Source organism: Gemmobacter sp. 24YEA27, from assembly GCF_030052995.1.
Lineage (GTDB): Bacteria > Pseudomonadota > Alphaproteobacteria > Rhodobacterales > Rhodobacteraceae > Pseudogemmobacter.
In genome coordinates, this window is sequence record NZ_JASJPW010000001.1 from 2,474,429 (window position 1) to 2,494,897 (window position 20,469).

The window sequence follows — 20,469 nt, forward strand, 5'->3', positions numbered from 1 at the left end:
CGGCAGGCAGCGGGGGCTTTCTGCTCCCCACACCCCCGGGAATATTTGCTTCAAGAAGAAGGGGCGCCGGAATGAAAGAGCGTCTTTATCTCTTTGATACCACTTTGCGTGACGGGCAGCAGACCCAGGGCGTGCAATTCTCGGCCGCAGAGAAAGTGGCGATTGCGCGGGCGCTCGACCGGCTTGGGGTGGATTACATCGAGGGCGGCTGGCCGGGCGCGAACCCGACCGACAGCGATTTCTTCCGCGAGGCGCCACAGACCCGGGCGGTGATGACCGCTTTTGGCATGACAAAGCGGGTCGGACGGTCGGCCGAGAATGACGATATGCTGGCGGCGGTGCTGGATGCGGGAACGCCGGCGGTTTGCCTGGTGGGCAAGACCCATGAGTTTCATGTCACCACCGCGCTTGGTGTGACGCTGGAGGAAAACCTCGACGCGATTTCAGCGTCTTTGCGCCATGTCGTGGCGAAAGGGCGCGAGGCTTTGTTTGATGCCGAGCATTTCTTTGATGGTTACCGCGCCAATCCGGGCTACGCGCTGGATTGTCTGCGCGAAGCCGAAGCGGCGGGCGCGCGCTGGATCGTGCTTTGCGACACCAATGGCGGAACACTTCCAGGTGAGGTCGGGCAGGTGGTGCGCGAGGTGATCGCGGCGGGCATTCCGGGGGCGAGGCTTGGCATCCATTGCCATGACGATACCGGCAATGCTGTCGCCAATTCGCTGGCGGCGGTCGAGGCTGGGTGCCGTCAGATCCAGGGCACGCTGAATGGGCTGGGCGAGCGCTGCGGCAATGCCAATCTGGTGACGCTGATCCCGACACTGAAGTTGAAAGCGCCCTTTGTGGAGGCGCTTGAAACCGGGGTCACCGATCAGGCGATGGCCACGCTGGTGAAGACCAGCCGGATGCTGGACGATATCCTGAACCGGGTGCCGTTGCGCTCGGCGCCCTATGTGGGGGCCTCGGCTTTTGCCCATAAGGCGGGTCTGCATGCCAGTGCGATCCTCAAGGATCCCTCGACCTATGAGCATATGGATCCGGGGCTTGTCGGCAATACCCGCCAGATCCCGATGTCGAACCAGGCCGGGCAGTCAAACCTGCGTGCGCAGCTGGCGGCAGCGGGGATCATGGTCGATCCGAAAGACCCGCGCCTTGCGCTGATCCTTGAAGAGGTGAAACGGCGTGAAGATCAGGGCTATGCCTATGATGGCGCCCAGGCCTCGTTCGAGATGGTGGCGCGGCGCGAACTGGGGCTGGCTGCGCATTTTTTCGAAGTGCTGCGCTACCGGGTGACGGTCGAGCGGCGCGATGAGCCCGATGGCAGCCGCCGGACCCTCTCAGAGGCGGTGGTGGTGGTCGATGCCGGGGGTGAACGGATGCTTTCGGTTTCGGAAAGCCAGGACGGGGCGGGGAATGACCGCGGCCCGGTCAATGCCTTGTGGAAGGCACTGGCCAAGGATCTCGGCCCCTGGCAGGCGCTGATCGGGGATATGCGGCTCGTGGATTTCAAGGTCCGGATCACGCAGGGCGGCACCGAGGCGGTTACCCGGGTGATCATCGACAGTGAGGATGGCAAGGGACGTCGCTGGTCGACGGTTGGGGTCTCGCCCAACATAGTTGATGCGTCTTTCGAGGCGCTGCTTGACGCGGTGCGCTGGAAGCTGACCCGCGATACGGAGGCGGCATCGTGAGCCTTGACGCCTGTGCCGCGCTGGTTGCGCGCGGCGATCCCGACCGCTGGCAGGCGCTGATGGCGGCGCCGGTTCAGGCGCGGGCTGATCTTTTGCCGCTTTACGCGTTCAATCTGGAACTGGCGCGCATCCCCTGGGCCACGAAAGAGCCGATGATCGCCGAGATGCGGCTGCAGTGGTGGCGCGAGGTGGTCGAGGCCGCGATTGCCGGAGAGCCCGCGCGTGCGCATGAGGTGGCGGGGCCGCTGAACGCGCTGATCCGCGACAAATCGCTGCCATTCGAGGCCTTTGACCAGATGATCGAGGCGCGCCGCCATGACGCCTGGGGTGGGGTTTTCACCTCGGAGACCGCCTTTTACGACTATCTGGGCGCGACCGGTGGCGGGCTGATGTGGCTTTCGGCGCTGGCGCTTGGGGCAGGGCCTGCGGCAGAAGAGCAGGTGCGGCTTTATGGCCGGGCCTCGGCGATGGCGGGCTATTTCCTCGCGGTGCCGGAACTGACCGCGCGGGGCCGTCACCCCTTGCCCGAGGCCGCGCCGGAGGCGCTGGCGCGTGAGGGGCTCGGGTGGCTGAAGGCGGCAAGGGCAGGGCGACGCCGCATCCCGCGGGCGGCGCGGGCGGCGCTTTTGCCGGGCTGGCAGGCCGGGGCGGTTCTGGCGCGCGCTTCGGCTGATCCGGCTGCGATCGCCGAGGGCCGGCTGACACTTGCGGAATTCAGCCGGCGCGGCGGGTTGTTATGGCAGGCGCTCAGCGGGCGGTTCTGATCACGCCTCTTTCGGGCGCAGCCAGAGCCAGATCAGCGCCCCGCCGGCCAGCACGAGGAAAGGCAGCATCGCAAGATTGACCATCTGCCAGCCGGTCTGGGGCGATCCCCCGAGCAGTTCATCAGCCCGCCTGAGGACAGCGACGCCAGCGTCACGCCCCCGAATACGACCAGATCATTCAGCCCCTGCAGGCGGCCACGCTCTTCCGGGCGCTGTGCGGCGGTCAGCATCGTGGTCGCGCCGATGAAGCCGAAATTCCAGCCAAGGCCAAGCAGGATCAGCGCGGCGTAAAAATGCTCAAGCTGGACGCCGGTCATCGCGACCGCTCCGGCACCGGCGAGGATCATCAGCCCGATGGCGATGATCTTCTCGACCCCGAAACGGGCGATCAGATGGCCCGTGAAGAAACTTGGCAGATACATGGCCAGCACATGGGCCGAGACGATGTTCGAGGCGTCGGATTTCTCAAAGCCGCAGCCCACCACGGCCAGCGGCGACGAGGTCATGACGAGGTTCATCAGCGCGTAAGAGACCGTGGCGCAGATCATCGCGACTGCGATCACGGGGGTGCGGATCAGCTCGCCCCGGCTGCGGCCCTGGCCAGTATCGACACGCGCAACAGGGCGTGGGATTTTCAGCGCGAAGAACAGGAAAAGACCTATCAGGTTGATTGCGATGATGGCGAGATAGCTGCCGGTAAAGGTGATGACCAGCGCATCCGAGGTCGCGCGGAAGATCAGCGGCGCCAGCATCGCGGAAAGCAGCCCGCCCCCCATGACCCAGGAAATGGCGCGTGGGCGGAAGCTGTCTGATGCGGTATCCGCCGCGGCGAACCGGTAGAAGCCCTGCGCGCTCATATAGATGCCGGAACAGAAAGCTCCGATGCAAAAGAGGGTGAAACTGCCCACCCACAGCCCCCAGGCGCCGAAGCCCCCGCCGAGCGCGCCGCCAAGCGCACCGAGGATAAACCCTGCCGCCCGCCCGTAGCGCTGCATGAAGGCCGATATCGGCGTGGCACTCAGCATCGAACCCAGCACCGTGAGCGTGATCGGAAGCGTCGCCCAGCAGATGTTTGAGGCAAGGCTCTGCCCCGCCAGCCCCGCCACGGTGAAGATCAGCGGCATCTGTGCGCCCAGGAGTGCCTGGGCGATGATCAGGATCATCACATTGCGCCTGGCCAGCGCGTCGGAAGCGGGAGAGGGATGAGTCGCGGTCATGGCCTGAGGTAAGGGCTTCCCGGGGGGCAGGGTCAAGGGGCCGCCAGCACCGTGGCACTGCGGCGGATTGCCATTGGCCGCGGCTCATGATCAGGATGCGCCCATGACCACGCCCCGCATCATTCTGGGCGAGCCCTGTCTCGCCGAAGGGATCGACTGGCTCTCGCGCCTCGATCCGCGCTTTGCCCGTGCCGCCGGGCTGACCGGAATGCCGCCATTGCGGCTGCGCGCCGACGGATTCGAAGCGCTGCTGGATGCAATCATCTCGCAGCAGGTCTCGGTCGCTTCGGCCACAGCGATCCGGGCACGGATGGCGGCGGCGGGCTATCTCGATGAGGACCGCATTGACGCGGCCAGCGAAGAGGATCTGCGCGCGGCCGGCCTTTCACGACAGAAGGCACGCTATGCCAGGGCGTTAGCAGCGGCGCGGCTGGATTATGCGGGCCTCAGGCAGGCGCCGACCGATGGGGTGATTGCAACGCTGGTGGCGCTGCCCGGGATCGGGCGCTGGACCGCCGAGATCTATGCGATGTTCGCGCTTGGCCATGCCGATGTCTTCGCGCCCGGCGATCTGGCTTTGCAGGAATCCGCGCGCAGGCTGTTTGGCCTCGACGAACGCCCCTCGGAAAAGGATCTTCGCGCCATGTCACTGGCCTGGGCCCCCTGGAGATCGGTTGCGGCACGGCTTTTGTGGTCCTACTACCGGGTGGACAGGGGCCGTGAAGGGATCATGGGATGAGAGAGCTGAATTTCGGACGCAAGGGTGCAGCGCAGGGACGGGCGAAATCGCTGATCGTGTTCCTGCATGGTTACGGCGCCGACGGAAATGACCTTCTGGGCCTTGCCGATGCTTTGGCGCCGCATCTGCCGGATACGGCCTTTGCCGCGCCCGACGCGCCGGAACCCTGCGCCGGCACGCCATTCGGGCGGCAGTGGTTCCCGATCCCATGGCTTGACGGCTCCTCCGAAGAAGCGGCGCGCCAGGGGTTGCTTGCGGCGGCAGAAGACCTGAACGGCTTTCTGGATGCGAGGCTGAAAGACGAGGGGCTGGAGCCATCTGCCCTTGCGCTGATCGGGTTTTCACAAGGCGCGATGATGAGCCTGCATGTCGCCCCCCGCCGCAGCCTGCCACTGGCGGGTATTGTCGCTATTTCCGGACGGCTGCTCGCTCCGGAATTGCTCTCAGCCGAGGCGAAGGTGAAGCCCCGGTGCTGCTGATCCATGGCGATCAGGATCCGGTGGTCCCCTTTGAGGATATGTCCCTTGCAGGAAACGCGCTGGTCAGCGCCGGATTCGAGACCTATGCGCATGTGATGCAGGGAACCGGTCACGGTATCGCGCCCGACGGCCTTGGCGCGGCGCTCGGCTTCCTGAAAGAACGCCTGCCGGGGTGATTTTCACTGGTCGGGCTGGGGGCGCTGCCCCCGTCCCGTTCCGGGACTCCCCGGGATATTTAGAGACAGATGAAAGTCCTCAGCTGATTTCATCTGTCTCTAAATATCCCCGCCGGAGGCTTCCGCAATCAGCCGGAGGCGCAGCGTTTCAATGCGGGCGCAGCGCCTCAAGCCAGGCGGCGCAGCCGGTCAGGGCGGCGTAGTCATCTTCCACGACCGAGACGCGGAAGGCATGGGTCAGGAGATCGACCCGGCGCGGTTCGCGGAACTGTGCGGCGAGGTGATGCTGTTCGAACCAGGGCGTCATCGCCCGGGCCATGCCGCCGATCAGATAGATGCCGCCCCAGGGCAGATAGCTCAGCGCCAGATCAGAGAGAAAACCGGCCAGGATATGGCTGTAGAGCCTTGCGGCATCTGTTGCGACCGGGTTTCCCGCCGTCAGCAGCCTGAGGATTTCGGCAGAGGATTTCTCGTCCCGGTTGCCGGCCCGATGGCTTGCAAAACTGTAGAGATTGGCAAGGCCACGCCCGGCAAGGACTTCCTCGACGCCGCAATGTGCGACCTCACCGCGATCCTGCAGCAGCGCCTCGATGAACCGCAGAAGCGCGAGGTCCTCCTCGCTGCGGACCGGCATGTTCATATGGCCGCTTTCAGAGGGCGGCACCACGCGATCGGCCCCGTGGCCATAGACCGGTGCGGCATTGACCCCGGTCCCGAGCCCCACAACCAGCATGGTCTGGCCCGGAACCGCCGCACCGTCGATCAGCGGCCTCAGGCAACCGGGCGCGATATGGCCGAGCGCGTGGCCCTGGGCCTGGAGATCATTCAGGATCGAGACCCGATGCGCGCCGGTGGCGCCGCGCAATTTGTCTTCATCCATTACCCAGTCGAGATTGGTCATGGTCGCGACCCCGTCCTGCACCGGGCCGGCGGCGGCGACACAGACGCCCTCAACCATCGCGCCGGCATCCGCGAGATAGTCGCGCAGGATCGCGGCAATGTCCTGGCCACGCGCCTTGTATTCCGCATTCGGAAAGCGCCGGATCGAGCCTTCGACCACCTGTGCCCCATCAGCCAGGGCGACCCGCGTATTGGTGCCGCCGATATCGGCAAGGATCGCCAGGGCCATAGGTCACTCCATCACAAGACCGGACAGCGGGATGTTCCCGCTGCCGTTATCGCTATCATCTGCCGATTGATACCGGGTCAGACCCGGTCACGGCAAGCCTCAGCCGCGTTTCCCGCGCGCATGGAAGATGAAACCGAGGAAATTCAGCAGCACCTGGGCCGCAAGGATCTGCGTCGAGCCGGAGTGATCATAGTCCGGCGCCACCTCGACCAGGTCCATGCCGACCACCTCATGGCGGTTGGCGACGGCCTGCAGCACTTCGAGCACTTCATAATAGAGGAAGCCGCCATGCGAGGGCGTGCCGGTGCCCGGCGCGATCGAGGGGCAGAAGCCGTCAATGTCGATCGTCACATAGACGCGGGCATCTGCCGGGATGCGCGCCAGGACGCCCTCGGTGCCCAGTTTGCGGGCCTGGCGCACCGAGATGATGTCATCGCCCATCTTGCGCGCCGCGTCATAGCCGTCTTTCGCGGTTGAGGACACATTGCGGATCCCGAGAGCGGTGATCCCGGTGACATAGTCCTTTTCGGCGGCGCGGCGCATCGGGTTGCCATGGCCGTGACGCACGCCATGCCGGATATCGACGAAATCGAGATGCGCGTCGATTTGCAGGATATGAATCGGGCCACGGCCCTCAAAGGCGCGGATACAGGGGATATTGATCGAATGATCTCCGCCCAGCACCACCGGAAGCGCGCCGGCATCGAGCATGGCGCGCACGCCGGCCTCGATATTGGCGTGGCTGGTTTCGGTATCGGTATGGACGATATCCGCATCGCCGATATCGACGATCCGCACATCCTCGGCCAGATAGGTCGCGTCATCCTCGTGATCATAGGCGCCGCCCAGACCGAAGGAAAACAGCGTCGAGGCTTCGCGGATCGCGCGCGGCCCGAAACGGGCGCCGGCGCGGAACTGGGTTCCAAAGTCGAAAGGCGCGCCCATCACCGCCACATCGGCGTCAATCTTGTCCCAGTCAGGCTGGTAAGCGTTTTTGCCGAAAGTGGAAATTCCCACGAAGGGCAGGTTCAGCCGGGCGGGCTTTGTGGTGTTCGAAGTCATAAGGTCTCTCCCCGTTTCGCGCGACATTGGTGCTGACGTTGCAGAATGGCAAGCCCGGCCGCGACATCAGATCGCCTTGAGGCGACCGCAATTCCCGGCTTTGCTGCGCAGAGGAGGTGACCATGTCCCAGGATCCTGCAGAGTTCCGCCCCAAACGCTTTCCGGCGCCGGAATTTCCGCCGCACCAGACCCGGATTTTTGCCCGGACGCCGCCGGTGATTTTTACCGCGCTGGCCGGGCTGATGTCGGTGCCTCTGGTTCTGCGCGAGGTGCTGATTGCCACCGATCTGCCGGTGGCGGCGGCAGAAATGGCGGCGGGGATCTTACTGGCGTTCTGGCTGTTCTGTATCTTCGCGTTGATTGCGAGGATCGTTCGGCGACCTTCTGTAATTACAGATGATTTTCGGGTTATCGTTTCCCGCAACGGGCTGTTTTCGGCGATGATTTCTGGGATGATTGCGGGCCAGATGATCCGGCCTCTCTGGCCTGCGATCTCATTGGGGCTGACCCTGGTCGCGCTGGTGTCACATCTGGGTCTGGCCCTGGTCTTTTTCACCCTGGCATGGCGCAAGTGGCGCGAAGCCGGGTCTCATTCATGGGTCTGGCGAGATCCGGGGATGCAGTTGATTTACGCAGGGCCATTGGTTGCGGTGCCTGCACTGATTGGGCAAGGCTGGACCGGCGCAGCCCTTGGTCTGAGCGTGATTTGTCTGGTGCCAGCAGGTCTTGCTTTGCTGGCCGGGCTGATCGGGCTGTTGCGCGAGCAGACTCCGGCACCTCTGCGGCCAATGCTGGTGCTGCATCTGGCGCCGGTTGCACTTTGCGCCATTGTCGCGCTTAGTTTTGGTCAGGAAACCCTGGCTGCGGTTCTGGGACTGGCCGCTCATATTATGCTGTTCGTGATTGTCGCAGCAGCCGGCTGGCTGGGACGGGCGGGATTCACACCGATCTGGGGCAGTGCGATCTGGCCGGTTGTTCTGGTGGCAGACAGCCTGGTACAGGGTGGCGCCACAGGGACATCCGCTGCCGTCTTGCTGGCCGTTTCTGTATTTGCAGCAGTGGTTTGCTGGCGGATTTTCAGGCTTTGGCCAAAGGGAAGGCTCGCCGATATGACCAATACCGGCGAGGCCTGACCGCTCAGATCAGGGCGACCCAGGCGCGGGCCAGGGCGAGGCCGGTTTCATCGGCAGCCGCGCCCCATTTTTCGGCCTCGGCCGGCATGTCTTGAACCCATCCTTTGCGGGTGCCTTCGATTACATCGGGGAATTCGCGGTTCCATGCGGCGGCGACGTTGCGGTTCGCTTCGAAATGGAACTGCATGCCGTAAGTGGCGCGGCCGATACGGAAACACTGGTTCTCTGCGACCGGAGAACTGGCCAGACGCACCGCATTTTCAGGCAGCGTAAAGGTGTCGGTATGCATCTGATAGATGCGGAATGGCCCGGTCGCTGCCTGCATCACCGCGTCCTCCGCCGCCTCGGGCAAGGGCGTGACCTCGCACCAGCCGGCCTCGACCGCGACGCCGCGCAGGTTCTGCCCGCCAAAGGCGCGCGCAAGGATCTGCGAGCCGAGGCAGATCCCCAGAACCGGCTTATCGGCCAGGCTATAGGCGCGCATCAGATCGGCCAGCGGGTCGAGATAGGGATGCGTCTCGACATCATCGGCATATTGTTCGCCGCCAAATACCACCAGCGCATCGGTATCGGGCGAAAGCGGCAGAGCCTCGCCATTCCGCGGCTTGATCAGGTTGATCGCGGCGCCCGCCTCATGCAGCGCGATGCCGACCTGGCCGTGCTGGGTGCTGGGAGTGTTTTCGACGATAGTGACGCGCATGGGCCGGTCCCTGGGAAAGAATTATTCCTGCCATATCGTCAGGGCGCCCGCGAACAGGCAAGGGGGCAAAGCGGGTGAAAGACGTATTTCACGGATCTGTTTCACAAAAGCCGGGCAGACCCCCTTGCGCAACCGGCGGGGAAGTGAAAAGGGGAACCGCCAAACGACGATCCCTGAGGAGATTCCTATGGAGATTCGCGAGGCTCTCACCTTCGACGATGTCCTGCTTGTTCCCGCAGCAAGCTCGGTTCTGCCAAACACGGCAGATACCTCGACCTTTGTGACGAAATCCATCCGGATGAACATCCCGCTTCTGTCCAGCGCGATGGATACGGTGACCGAGGGGCGAATGGCGATTGCCATGGCCCAGTCCGGTGGCATCGGGGTGATCCACCGCAATCTCGATATTGAGACCCAGGCCCGCGAAGTGCGCCGGGTGAAGCGGTTCGAATCCGGCGTGGTCTATGCGCCGATCACCCTGCGCGCCGATCAGACGCTGGCAGATGCCAAAGAGCTGATGGAGCGCTACAACATCACCGGCTTCCCGGTGGTGGACGGCGATAACCGCGTCGTTGGCATTGTGACCAATCGCGATATGCGTTTTGCCTCGGATGACAAAACGCCGGTCTCGGTGATGATGTCGTCGGACAATCTCGCGCTGCTGCACGAGCCGGTCGACCGTGATGCCGCGATCAGTCTGATGAAGGCGCGCCGCATCGAGAAATTGCTGGTGACCGACGGAACGGGCAAGCTGACTGGCCTTCTGACCCTGAAAGACACCGAGCAATCGGTCCTGAACCCGCAGGCCTGTAAGGATGATCTCGGGCGGCTGCGTGTTGCTGCAGCGTCGACCGTTGGCGAAGAAGGCTTTGCCCGCTCGAAAGCTCTGATCGAGGCCGGGGTGGATATGGTGGTGATCGACACCGCGCATGGCCATTCGGAAGGCGTGGCGATTGCAGTCGAGCGGATCAAGAATTTCTCGAACTCGGTCCAGGTGGTCGCGGGCAATGTGGCGACCGGCAAGGCGACCGCTGCGCTGATCAGGGCAGGGGCGGATGCGGTCAAAGTGGGGATCGGCCCGGGCTCGATCTGCACCACCCGGATTGTCGCGGGTGTGGGCGTGCCGCAGCTGACCGCAATCATGGAATCGGCAGCCGCTGCCGGAGACGTGCCGGTGATCGCCGATGGCGGCATCAAATTCTCGGGCGATTTCGCGAAAGCCATCGCGGCGGGCGCCAGCTGCGCCATGGTCGGATCGGCCATTGCGGGCACGGATGAGAGCCCCGGCGAAGTGATCCTGTGGAACGGCCGCTCGTATAAAAGCTATCGTGGCATGGGCAGCCTCGGCGCCATGGCGCGCGGCTCGGCGGACCGTTATTTCCAGAAGGATGCGGCCTCGGACAAGCTGGTCCCGGAAGGGATCGAAGGCCAGGTGCCCTATAAAGGCCCGGTCGCAACGGTGCTGCATCAGATGGTGGGCGGGCTGCGCGCCGCGATGGGCTATACCGGCAATGCTACGGTGGCCGATATGCGCAATGGCTGCGAATTTGTCCGCATCACCGGGGCAGGGCTTAAGGAAAGCCATGTCCATGATGTGCAGATCACCCGCGAGAGCCCGAATTACCGCGTCGGCTGAGCCCAAGACAGATAACTGAAAAAAGGCGGTCCTGCGGGGCCGCCTTTTTCACATCCGTGGATCAGGCCAGCCTCCAGGCGCCCTGGGTGTGCTTTGGCAAGTTATTGTATCTTAACCAGTGTTTTATCATCCTCAGGAAGATGGCTCCCGATCCACCTGCGAGAAGCAAACCTGAAGCGAGAGGAACGGGACTGGCTCTCTCCAACCGCGTTTATCGAGCGCCAGGGTCTGGTTGCGGACGCAATGAAGGTCGGACTGAATAGCCCCATGTTTCGTGGACGCCTTCTTTGCTAATTTTGAGGCAAGGAGGCCATGATGGGCACAACCACTTTCAGCGACGACTTCAAGCGCGATGCGGTCGCTCAGATCACGGAGCGGGGCTACCCGGTCAGCGAGGTTTCTGAACGGCTCGGGGTGAGCAAGCACTCGCTCTATGCCTGGCTACAGGCTCCGATGAGTGCACGAGCCCAGGAAGACAGGCGCCAGACTGAACTGCAGCGGAGCGCCTCGGCGGAGAGTGGGAAAGTCTACGGATATCGCAAGCTGCATGACGATCTGGTTGAACAGGGCGAAAGCATCTGTCCGAACCGGGTCGCCCGGCTGGCACAGATTGCGGGGATCAAGGCTCAGACAGGCTATAAACGCCGCCCCGGCAGCTATGGCGGCAAGCCATCAGTCGTGGTCGATATCGAGCCGGTGAGCGCCACCGGTTCGAGAGAACCGGCGAGGCCTCGACCGGCAGTGCGACGTCGAGGCCCCGGACAGGGTTTGGGTGACGGACATCACCTACATCCGGACCCTGGAGGGCTTCGCCTGTCTCGCTGTGGTCATCGACCTCTATTCCCGGCGCGTGATTGGTTGGTCGATGCAAAGCAGGCAGACAACGGATATCGTTCTGCAGGCCCTGCTCATGGCTGTCTGGCGGCGCAAACCGAAGGGAAAGGTGCTGATCCACTCAGATCAGGGCAGCCAGTTCGACCTGCATGGATTGGGCTGCGTTGCCTCACGCGCCCACAATCTTGAGCATTCGATGAGCCGCCGCGGCAACTGCCACGACAACGCGGTCGCCGAGAGTTTCTTCAACCGCCTCAAGCGCGAGCGGATCAGGCGCAGGACCTACCGGACCCGCGAAGACGCAAGGCAGGACGTGTTCGATTACATCGAGATGTTCTACAATCCAAAGCGCAAGCATGCGAGGAACGGGATGCTGTCGCCCCCGAGTTCGAACGGCAGCAGAAGATGAGATGCGAAGGCGTCTAAGAAAATCGGGGACATTCAGAAGATGGGGGCAGCACCTTCGCGATTATGTGATCGTCATCCTTTTCCGTGCCTCTGTCGCCAGGGCAACGCCGGCCCCGAAACCCAGACTCTGCACTTTGATACGGCGCGTGATGAGGTGCGGACCGTTGCAACCAACAGTGCATCTCGATTTCTGGATCGTTTACAGCTCAGCTCCAGACAAGCCCTGGCACAGGGGGTCTTAACCGCAACAGTCCAGCCGGAACATCGGGGAGCGATGTCGTGGCGCGTCTTCTTTTCCGGGGCCACCGATATGAGCGCCCCACTCACCATGTGGCCTCAGCCTGAAAATGCAGGATGACCCTTCCTTGCGGTCTGAAGGCACTGCACCTGGGGCGGCGACGCAGATCTTGCAGGCCTGCCGCTGGCCTTTGCTGTGTCGGATTTCGTTTTTGGTTCAGGGGATCACCGGTCGGAGTGCTGCGCAGGCCCAGGATGTGGCGATCAACCAGCTGCGCCGTGCATCTCAAATCTGAAAGGATGTGCTGGCGAAACCGCAAACATGGCCCGGGCTCGGGGGATGAACCTGCGTTACAGCGACATCGCGTTAATCACTACCGGCATGATCAACAGCGGCGGCACTATCCGGATCAGAGGCTGCCGCAGCAGGCTGAGGGCGGTGTTTGATGCCTGGCTGGGCAGGCCTGAACCGGTATCGGATCTGACCACAACGCCCCGCCGCATCAAGGCTGTCGCGCGGCAGGGTGATCCATTTAAGGCGATGGTCTTGCCTTGGGCGCGGTTTCATCCGATCAGGGCCAGGCCAGTCTTATGACGTGATCCCCTGTCACAGGGCCGTCGATCACAGGAAGGAAACCGACATGCGTTCCCCGGGCCGCGCCGCCGCAGCAATCGAGATCCTCGATCAGATCCTGGCCGGAGCCCCGGCCGAAAAGGCGCTGATTGCCTGGGGCAGGGCCTCGCGCTTTGCCGGCTCGAAAGACCGCGCGGCGGTGCGTGATCTCGTCTTCGATGCGCTGCGCCAGCGGCGTTCGGCGCTTGCCATGGCAGGAGCGGGGGGGCGTGCAGGACCCGATGCGGCGGCGGCCAGCGGCCGGGCACTTGTGCTGGGCGTTTTGCGGCTCAGGGGCGAGAATATCGGACTCTGGTTTGACGGTTCCGACCACGCGCCGGCGCCTCTGAGCGAGTCCGAGACGCCGCGTTCCGCCGAAGGGGCCGAGGCCTTCGACATTCCCGACTGGCTTGAGCTCCCGTTGCGCGAGGCGCTCGGGGCCGATTTCGTGCCGGTCATGGCGGCGATGCGGTTGCGTGCCCCGGTGATCCTGCGCGTTAACACCGCCCGGATCAGCCGCGGGGCCGCCATCGTGGCGCTTGCGGCGGAAGGGATCGAGACCGTGCCGCATCCGCTTGCCGCAACCGCATTGGAGGCGCGCTCCGGCCAGCGGCTGATCGCATCGGGCAGGGTCTTTGCCGATGGGCTGGTCGAATTGCAGGATGCCGCCTCGCAGGCGGTGGTGCTGGGGCTGCCCCTGAAAGACGGGATGAAGGTTCTGGATCTTTGTGCCGGCGGCGGCGGCAAAACCCTGGCGATGGGGGCGATGGCGCGGCTGGCGCTGACCGCCCATGACGCCAGCCCGCGCCGGATGGAAGATCTGAAAACCCGTGCCGCCCGTGCGGGCCTGCAGGTTCGGCTCAGCGCAAGGCCCGAGGAGGCTGCGCCCTATGATCTGGTGCTGACCGATGTGCCCTGTTCCGGCTCGGGCAGCTGGCGGCGCGACCCGGAAGGGAAATGGCAGTTGACGCCGGAGCGACTGGGCGCACTGACCCACCTCCAGGCGGAAATTCTCGACCGTGCGGCCGCGATGACCGTGCCCGGCGGCTGGCTCGCCTATGCGACCTGTTCTTTCCTGCGCGCGGAAAACGAGGATCAGGTTGAAGCCTTTCTGGCCCGCCATACCGGCTGGACCCTGGCCTCCAGTCGCCGCTATGGCCCGCTTGAGGGCGGCGACGGCTTTTTCTCGGCGCTGTTGTCGCGGGCCTGATCCGCCGCTCCGGTCATTTTTGCCCGCCTTGAAAGGTGGTGCCAGGGCGGCATCCTGCCCGGAAAGTGGCGCTCACGTCATCGAGGTTAAGACGACGTTAACGAATTCCGGTCTTTGCTCGCCAGGTGCAATGGCGTGGAAGCGGAGGAATGGGTGCAATCTCCGGGGTATGAAGGCGGCGGGATCCTGAACGGCGCACGCAGCCTTGCGGTTCGTGCCGGCTGGCTGGTTGCGGTCGCCGCCGTGTGCCTTGCACTTGCGATCCTGGTGGGGGAAAGCGGCTTCCGCTTTACGCTCGCGGTGACAGGGCTGGCGCTTTTGCTGCTGACCTGCGTGCTCTGGGCGATGGCGCGGATCGCGCGGCGCGAGGAAGAGCAGATGAATGCACGGCTGTCCCTGCTGATCGGCGAGGATGTAGCCCCCTGTTTTTCCACTGATATCATGGGGCAGATCCTGTTTCGCAACAGCGCCGCGATTGCGCGTTTCGGCGAACAGACCCCGGCGACCCTCGCGGCACACCTGCATGAACAGATCGCCTCGCCTTCGGCGGTCATGTACCGGCTGCAATCGCGGGCAGCCCAACATGGCGGCGTGCATGAGGATATCGTGACCCGGCGGGGGCATTTGCGGCTCTCGGTCCATCGGATTGCCAGTGATAAATTCCTGTGGCGGATCGAGGAATTTGAAGATCGCAGCCCCGCCGGGCGCGGTGCCGAGGGGCTGAGCCTGCCGATGGTGGTCGCAAACCGCGCCGGAGTGGTGCTGTTTTCCAACGAGGCGATGCGCCGGGTGCTGGGCGAGCGCCCCAAACGGCTGGACCGTATTTTCCTGCAACCGAAGGTGACCAGCGGCGAAGAGGTCGAGGTTGCGACGGCCACCGGCTCGATGCGTGCCATCGTGGCAGAGCTGGACGGGCCGGGGGACCGGCGCGAGATATTTCTGCTTCCCGCGCCCGCGCAGCGCGAAGAAGACACGGTGCAGGTCGATTTCGAGAACGTGCCGGTCGCGCTGATGAAATTCGGCCTTGACGGGGGGCTGCGGCTGGCGAACCGGGCGGCGCGCGATCTTCTTGGCGAACGCTCGGTCGAGACGATGACCCTGCATGATTTATTCGAGGATCTCGGCCGTCCTGTGAATGACTGGCTGGCCGATGTGATCGAACAGCGCCTGCCGGCCGGGGCCGAGATGTTGCGGCTGCGGGGCAGTTCCGGCAGCATATCGGGGGGCGGGGACGAGGAGAATTTCGTTCAGGTCCAGCTGAGCCGGTTCGTTGAAAAGGGCAGGGCGCAGGCGCTCGCGATCCTCTCGGATGTGACGGCGCTGAAGAAGATGGAGGCGCAGTTTGATCAAAGCCAGAAAATGCAGGCGATCGGCCAGCTCACCGGCGGTATTGCGCATGATTTCAACAATTTACTGACTGCGATCTCCGGCCATTGCGACCTGCTTTTGCTCCGCCACGGCCATGAGGACACCGATTTCTCGGACCTGGAACAGATCCGCCAGAATGCCAATCGCGCCGCGGCACTTGTCAGCCAGCTGCTGGCCTTTTCGCGCAAACAGACGCTGAAGCCAGAGCGGCTCGACCTCTCGGATGTGCTGAGTGAGGTCGCGCATCTCCTGAACCGGCTGGTCGGCGAGCGCATCACGCTGAGCCTGAAAAACGACCCCGGTCTGGGTGAGGTGCGGGCCGACAGACGGCGGCTGGAACAGGTGCTGATGAACCTCGTCGTCAATGCGCGCGATGCGATGTCCGGCAAGGGCACGATCCTGATCGAGACCGAAGATATCAGCCTCTCGCAGCCGGTCAGCCGCGACGGCGCGACGGTGCCGGCTGGTCGCTGGGCGGTGATCCGGGTCACAGACAGCGGCTGCGGCATCCCGCCCGACCGGATCGGCAAGATTTTCGAGCCCTTCTTCACCACCAAACGCCCGGGCGAGGGCACCGGGCTCGGCCTCTCGACGGTTTACGGCATCGTCAAACAATCCGGCGGCTATGTCTTTGTCGACAGCGCGCCGGATCAGGGCACCACATTCGAGATCCTGTTCCCCGTCCGCGAGGGCCTGACCGCCGGGGAAATCCAGGCCGAGGAGCCCGTGCGCCCGCTGATGCTGCGCAATGGCGCCGGTGTTGTGCTGCTGGTCGAGGATGAGGCTGCGGTGCGCGCCTTTGCCAGCCGTGCGCTGAAGATGCGCGGCTATACCGTGATCGAGGCCGCCAATGCCGAAGAAGCGCTAGATCTTTTGCAGGATCCTTCGCTGGTGGTCGATATTTTCGTGACCGATGTGGTGATGCCTGGCCTTGACGGCCCGACCTGGGTGAAACGCGCGCTGGAGGACCGCCCCGATGCGAGGGTGGTCTTCGTTTCGGGCTATACCGAAGATCACCTCGCCGCCGATCAGTCACAGATCCCGAACTCGGTCTTCCTGCCGAAACCGTTCTCGCTCAATGATCTGACGGCGACGGTTCAGGGGCAGCTGCATTGACGCTGGCCGGACCGGATCGATGACCCGGTGCAGGTGTCAGGCCTGTTCGGGATGTTTCAGCGTCTCATAAAGCGCGAAATCGGCGCTGGCGACCCGATGCAGCAGCGCTTCGGTTTCCGGCGTCAGATGGGTTTCCCCGGGGGGAGAGACATTCACATGTGGCAAGATGATTTCACAGCCAAGGCGGTCTTCGAGAAAATCGACGAAGACATCAATCTCGTCATAGCGGAACAGCCGGTCAACTCCCTGACCCTGACGCGGGCGCAGGAATTTCTCCTGGGCGCCGACATCGGCAAAGGCGGGGCGCGGGTCGGAACACCAGGCGCGCACGAAATCATCGAAGCTCATGCCTTTGGTCGATTTCACCGGATCGGTCTGATCCTCGCGCGAGCGAAACCGATACCAGGAATTCAGCCAGTCACGCGGCTCGCGCATCAGCGCCACAACCGTCCAGCCGGTCTTTGATGTGGCCTCGAGATAGGGGCCGACAAAGCGGCGATAGCGATGGACGGTGGTGTGTTTCAGCACCGGCGGACGCTGGACCGAGACCGAGGCAAGCGATTCGAGCGCCGTCGCAAGCGAGGTCGAGCCGGTCTTTGGCGTGGCGAGCAGAACGAGCTTTTGGTCCCAGAATACCAGCACCTGCGGATACCTCTTCGGTTTTTGGCGGCTTTTTCGCTTCTAGCGCGGAATGTGGCGCTGAAAACAGCCTCGCGGGGCAAAATTCCCCTTCCGTTGTAAACCGGACATTAAGCTTTCCGCGATCAGGATCGTTTAAAGAAATGTGTTGATATTTTCCCTGTTTGTTCTCATAAGCGACAAGAACAAATTATAAACATGCCTCGGGATTGCCGCTCCGGCGCGGCTGTGAAATAAAGGAAAAAAGCCATGGCGACAGCCAGTCTGCTGGACTTCGGGAGCAAGAAAGACATGGATAAGCAAAAGGCGCTGGAAAGCGCCCTCCAGCAGATCGAACGGCAATTCGGCAAGGGCTCGATCATGAAGCTCGGCGCGGACAGCCCGGCGATGGAGATCGAGGCGACCTCGACCGGCTCGCTGGGGCTGGATATCGCGCTTGGGATCGGTGGGCTGCCGAAGGGGCGGATCGTCGAGATTTACGGACCGGAAAGCTCGGGCAAGACCACGCTGACCCTGCATGCGGTTGCGGAAGAGCAGAAAAAGGGCGGCGTCTGTGCCTTTGTGGACGCCGAACACGCGCTGGACCCGAGCTATGCCAAAAAGCTTGGCGTCAATCTTGATGAACTCCTGATCTCGCAGCCCGATACCGGCGAGCAGGCGCTTGAAATTGTTGATACCCTGGTGCGCTCGGGCGCGGTTTCGATGATTGTCGTGGACTCGGTCGCCGCGCTGACGCCGAAGGCAGAGCTTGAGGGCGATATGGGCGATGCGACCGTCGGCGCCCAGGCCCGCCTGATGAGCCAGGCGATGCGCAAACTCACTGCCTCGATCGGCAAATCGAACTGCATGGTGATTTTCATCAACCAGATCCGCATGAAGATCGGCGTGATGTTCGGCTCGCCCGAGACCACCACCGGCGGCAATGCGCTGAAATTCTACGCGTCTGTCCGGCTCGACATCCGCCGCATCGGCGCGATCAAGGACCGCGAAGAGGTGGTTGGCAACTCGACCCGCGTGAAAGTGGTCAAGAACAAGGTCGCGCCGCCGTTCAAGCAGGTCGAATTCGACATCATGTATGGCGAAGGGATCTCGAAAACCGGTGAGCTGGTGGATATCGGCGTCAAAGCCGGCGTGGTCGAGAAGTCGGGCGCCTGGTATTCTTACGGCGATGAGCGGATCGGCCAGGGGCGTGAAAATGCCAAAACCTTCCTGAAGAACAATCCGGCCACCGCCCATGCGATTGAAGAAAAGATCCGGGCGGCCAATGGGCTTGATTTTCACATTTCCCCGAGGAAAGCGTTGTCGAGGACGACGCCTGATCCGGCACCTGCCTGGATTTGAGGTCTGTGCCTGAGATGGCGGCCTGAGATCGGGTCCGGACCTGGTCATAAATACATTGCCGGAAGCCCCGCTTCTCAGCTGCTGCCGGTTTGCCGGACACGAAGACAAGATCGTGACCGGCAAACCGCAGCGTGCTTATGACGAGCCGGAAGTCAGGTCGTGAGCTCAGGATCGGTGCCCTCAGGCTGGCACAGGGGGCGGTATCGCTGAGGCTCAGACCGAGCCCGCCCTCGATATGAGCGCGCGGCAGCAGTGGAGGAAAGTGCTGGCAGCGAGGTCTGCCGCAGCATTTTCCGGAAACGGGCGGTTGCGGGAAGATCTGGCCAGGAATTGGGTTCTGAAGTCTGGCTGCGCCATTGATACGGGCAGATATGCGATGGCCCGGCTGCGTGGGGAATTTGACACGCCTCGAAAGAATGCGGGGTGGGTATCCATGAACGGGGACCGACGGCGGTATCGGCCGCCCCGGGCCTCGGGCGCGGATCGCAAGAGCCCCCGGCGCCCGAGGCCCTGTCTGTTCGTGACTGAGCCCGCCCTCCGTGGCATCGTCACGGCCAGTCTCGTGAGCCGCTGGACCTTGCAGCAGGTCAAGGGTTGGCTGAGGGTCACGTATCCCGGCAGGAGCGATCTGCATCTGCCTCACAAGGTCACCTGCCGAAGCCTCTCCGTCGAGGCTGGCGGTGCGCTGAAGACGGAGCTTCTTGCACCTCTGCGCAGCCACAGTGTCATGTGCAGGGGCAAGATTGCCAGCAACTCGGGGAAAATCAGGGGACAGATCCGGGAGGAAATCAGCGGCGCGGTGTCGATCCGGTAATGAGCGGCCAGAATTGCGGGCCGTGCCGTGCCAGGTTCCTGAGGGGGCGACCTGCACAGTGGCGCGCGCTGCAGCCACTTCGCCACGCGGGTCGAGCTCCCGTCCCGCTTTGTCATGCTTGTGCGGGTCAGCAGTACGGTCCCAGGCAGTGTCGTCGAGGCACTGGTGCGCCAGGTCGGTCGCTTGCCACAGGGAGTGATGGCGTCCCTGATCTCGGAAAGCCGAGCAGGGATGGCATTCCTCCGTCGCTTAATCCCAACCTCGCTTCTGGCAACAGATGTTGGAGCCTGTTTCTGCGACCCGCAAACTCCCTGTCAGTGCGGCAGCAACGAGACCATCAGCGGCCCCTTCGGCAATATTTACGGAGGGGCGGCATGGGCCTTTCAGGCCTGCCCCGCGACGATCCCTGTCCAGTGGCTCTGAGCCTGAAGACACAGCCCCGAAAGATCCCAGGCTACAGGACACCGGCTGATACCACGGGCGGAGCTGTTGCCCTGACCGGTGGAACCCGGCGGCGTCGCAACAGGGCGCCGATCGCCATAACGCCTGCGATCTCCTCCCGTTTCGGCGATGTCTGGCAAGCAGGCCCACCGGATCCGGGCTGCGAGGGAAATCCCTCCTTTGGCGACCAGGCCCCCGAAACCCGACACGGCAGGCTTGCCAGGTGCGCACCCGATATCGGTGAGGGTCTCACCGGCCTTCCACCGCTGCCAAAGCACGACAGTCTGTTTGATCCATATTCCCCGACACACTGGCCGCGCCATCGATCCACCGCGCCAGAGCATCAGAAGACGCGTAATCTTGCCCTGACCGGTCGAACCCACCTTGGCTTTCGCCGGACTATCCTGCTCCTCCGTGACCCGCGACAGATCACATTTGCGCCCGCAGATCGCATCTGCTTGCTGCCCGAAATACCGAGCAAAGCGTCAGAAAATCCAGCGGCTCTTCAAAGGAGCGAAATATTTGGGAGGCGTTCCGCCAGAGCTCCGGAACCTGCGGCATTCTACAGGAGAGGAGATCCCGGACCCGACACCCGCCTCTTCGCCGGAGAGGACTGAGGAGATCTCGCGACAGAACCGGCATAGGGTCGAACGCAGACTGATAAGCGGCCAGTCTGGCCTCAAGACAGGCGGCCCACATGGACCGCACAGGTTTTACCGACA

Annotated in this window: 14 protein-coding genes and 3 pseudogenes; 12 read left to right on the forward strand and 5 right to left on the reverse strand. The window is 63.4% G+C overall.

The genetic code is table 11. From position 1 onward, the window contains the following. Positions 1-71 precede the first annotated feature (71 nt). Complete coding sequence (cimA, locus tag QNO18_RS12385; RefSeq protein ID WP_283177910.1) at positions 72-1,691, forward strand: citramalate synthase; 1,620 nt, start codon at positions 72-74, stop codon at positions 1,689-1,691. Beyond that, positions 1,688-2,455, forward strand: a complete 768-nt coding sequence (locus QNO18_RS12390) for a squalene/phytoene synthase family protein (protein ID WP_283177911.1) — start codon at positions 1,688-1,690, stop codon at positions 2,453-2,455. Before cimA ends, QNO18_RS12390 begins: the two co-directional genes overlap by 4 nt. Here QNO18_RS12390 and QNO18_RS12395 read toward each other — a convergent pair. Next, positions 2,456-3,672, reverse strand: a pseudogene (locus tag QNO18_RS12395) (MFS transporter). Between the two features lie 103 nt (positions 3,673-3,775). Here QNO18_RS12395 and QNO18_RS12400 point away from each other — a divergent pair. Continuing rightward, complete coding sequence (locus QNO18_RS12400; protein ID WP_283177912.1) at positions 3,776-4,411, forward strand: DNA-3-methyladenine glycosylase 2 family protein; 636 nt, start codon at positions 3,776-3,778, stop codon at positions 4,409-4,411. Then, positions 4,408-5,066 (forward strand): annotated as a pseudogene (locus QNO18_RS12405) (dienelactone hydrolase family protein). Before QNO18_RS12400 ends, QNO18_RS12405 begins: the two are co-directional and overlap by 4 nt. A 148-nt stretch (positions 5,067-5,214) precedes the next feature. On the opposite strand, the gene QNO18_RS12410 reads toward QNO18_RS12405, so the two are convergent. Together QNO18_RS12410 and speB are read right to left on the reverse strand one after the other, a co-directional pair. Next, complete coding sequence (locus tag QNO18_RS12410; protein WP_283177913.1) at positions 5,215-6,195, reverse strand: ROK family protein; 981 nt, start codon at positions 6,193-6,195, stop codon at positions 5,215-5,217. A gap of 99 nt (positions 6,196-6,294) precedes the next feature. Then, positions 6,295-7,257 carry an agmatinase gene (speB, locus tag QNO18_RS12415; RefSeq protein ID WP_283177914.1) on the reverse strand — a complete coding sequence of 321 codons (963 nt, stop codon included), beginning with the start codon at positions 7,255-7,257 and terminating at the stop codon, positions 6,295-6,297. A 122-nt stretch (positions 7,258-7,379) separates the two neighbouring features. Between speB and QNO18_RS12420 the strand changes: the two genes are divergently transcribed. Further along, a complete protein-coding gene (locus QNO18_RS12420; protein ID WP_283177915.1) occupies positions 7,380-8,390 on the forward strand; it encodes a hypothetical protein in 1,011 nt (336 codons plus the stop codon). A 4-nt stretch (positions 8,391-8,394) separates the two neighbouring features. Here the strand turns inward: QNO18_RS12420 and QNO18_RS12425 are convergent, their stop codons facing one another. Further along, on the reverse strand, positions 8,395-9,090 hold the full coding sequence (locus QNO18_RS12425; RefSeq protein WP_283177916.1) for a type 1 glutamine amidotransferase: 696 nt from the start codon (positions 9,088-9,090) through the stop codon (positions 8,395-8,397). Between the two features lie 187 nt (positions 9,091-9,277). Between QNO18_RS12425 and guaB the strand changes: the two genes are divergently transcribed. The 5 genes and pseudogenes from guaB to QNO18_RS12450 all read left to right on the forward strand — a co-directional run bounded on the left by guaB (position 9,278) and on the right by QNO18_RS12450 (position 16,512). Further along, positions 9,278-10,726 (forward strand): IMP dehydrogenase, encoded by a 1,449-nt coding sequence (gene guaB / locus QNO18_RS12430; protein ID WP_283177917.1) that lies wholly within the window; start codon positions 9,278-9,280, stop codon positions 10,724-10,726. 315 nt (positions 10,727-11,041) lie between these two features. Continuing rightward, a pseudogene (locus tag QNO18_RS12435) lies at positions 11,042-11,986 on the forward strand (IS3 family transposase). A 559-nt stretch (positions 11,987-12,545) separates the two neighbouring features. Beyond that, entirely contained in the window at positions 12,546-12,800 is a 255-nt protein-coding gene (locus tag QNO18_RS12440; protein WP_283177918.1) for a hypothetical protein, read from the forward strand. 46 nt (positions 12,801-12,846) lie between these two features. Next, on the forward strand, positions 12,847-14,028 hold the full coding sequence (locus QNO18_RS12445) for an RsmB/NOP family class I SAM-dependent RNA methyltransferase (RefSeq protein WP_283177919.1): 1,182 nt from the start codon (positions 12,847-12,849) through the stop codon (positions 14,026-14,028). A gap of 153 nt (positions 14,029-14,181) precedes the next feature. Beyond that, positions 14,182-16,512 carry an ATP-binding protein gene (locus QNO18_RS12450; RefSeq protein WP_283177920.1) on the forward strand — a complete coding sequence of 777 codons (2,331 nt, stop codon included), beginning with the start codon at positions 14,182-14,184 and terminating at the stop codon, positions 16,510-16,512. A gap of 36 nt (positions 16,513-16,548) precedes the next feature. On the opposite strand, the gene QNO18_RS12455 is transcribed toward QNO18_RS12450, so the two are convergent. Continuing rightward, the gene (locus QNO18_RS12455; protein ID WP_198838729.1) at positions 16,549-17,154 is read right to left on the reverse strand and encodes a hypothetical protein; all 606 of its coding nucleotides are present in this window, start codon (positions 17,152-17,154) and stop codon (positions 16,549-16,551) included. Positions 17,155-17,400: 246 nt separating this feature from the next. On the opposite strand from QNO18_RS12455, the gene recA reads away from it, so the two are divergent. Together recA and QNO18_RS12465 are read left to right on the forward strand one after the other, a co-directional pair. Then, positions 17,401-18,492 carry a recombinase RecA gene (recA, locus tag QNO18_RS12460; RefSeq protein ID WP_283177921.1) on the forward strand — a complete coding sequence of 364 codons (1,092 nt, stop codon included), beginning with the start codon at positions 17,401-17,403 and terminating at the stop codon, positions 18,490-18,492. A gap of 562 nt (positions 18,493-19,054) precedes the next feature. After that, the gene (locus QNO18_RS12465) at positions 19,055-19,306 is read left to right on the forward strand and encodes a hypothetical protein (RefSeq protein ID WP_283177922.1); all 252 of its coding nucleotides are present in this window, start codon (positions 19,055-19,057) and stop codon (positions 19,304-19,306) included. The last annotated feature ends 1,163 nt before the right edge of the window (positions 19,307-20,469 follow it).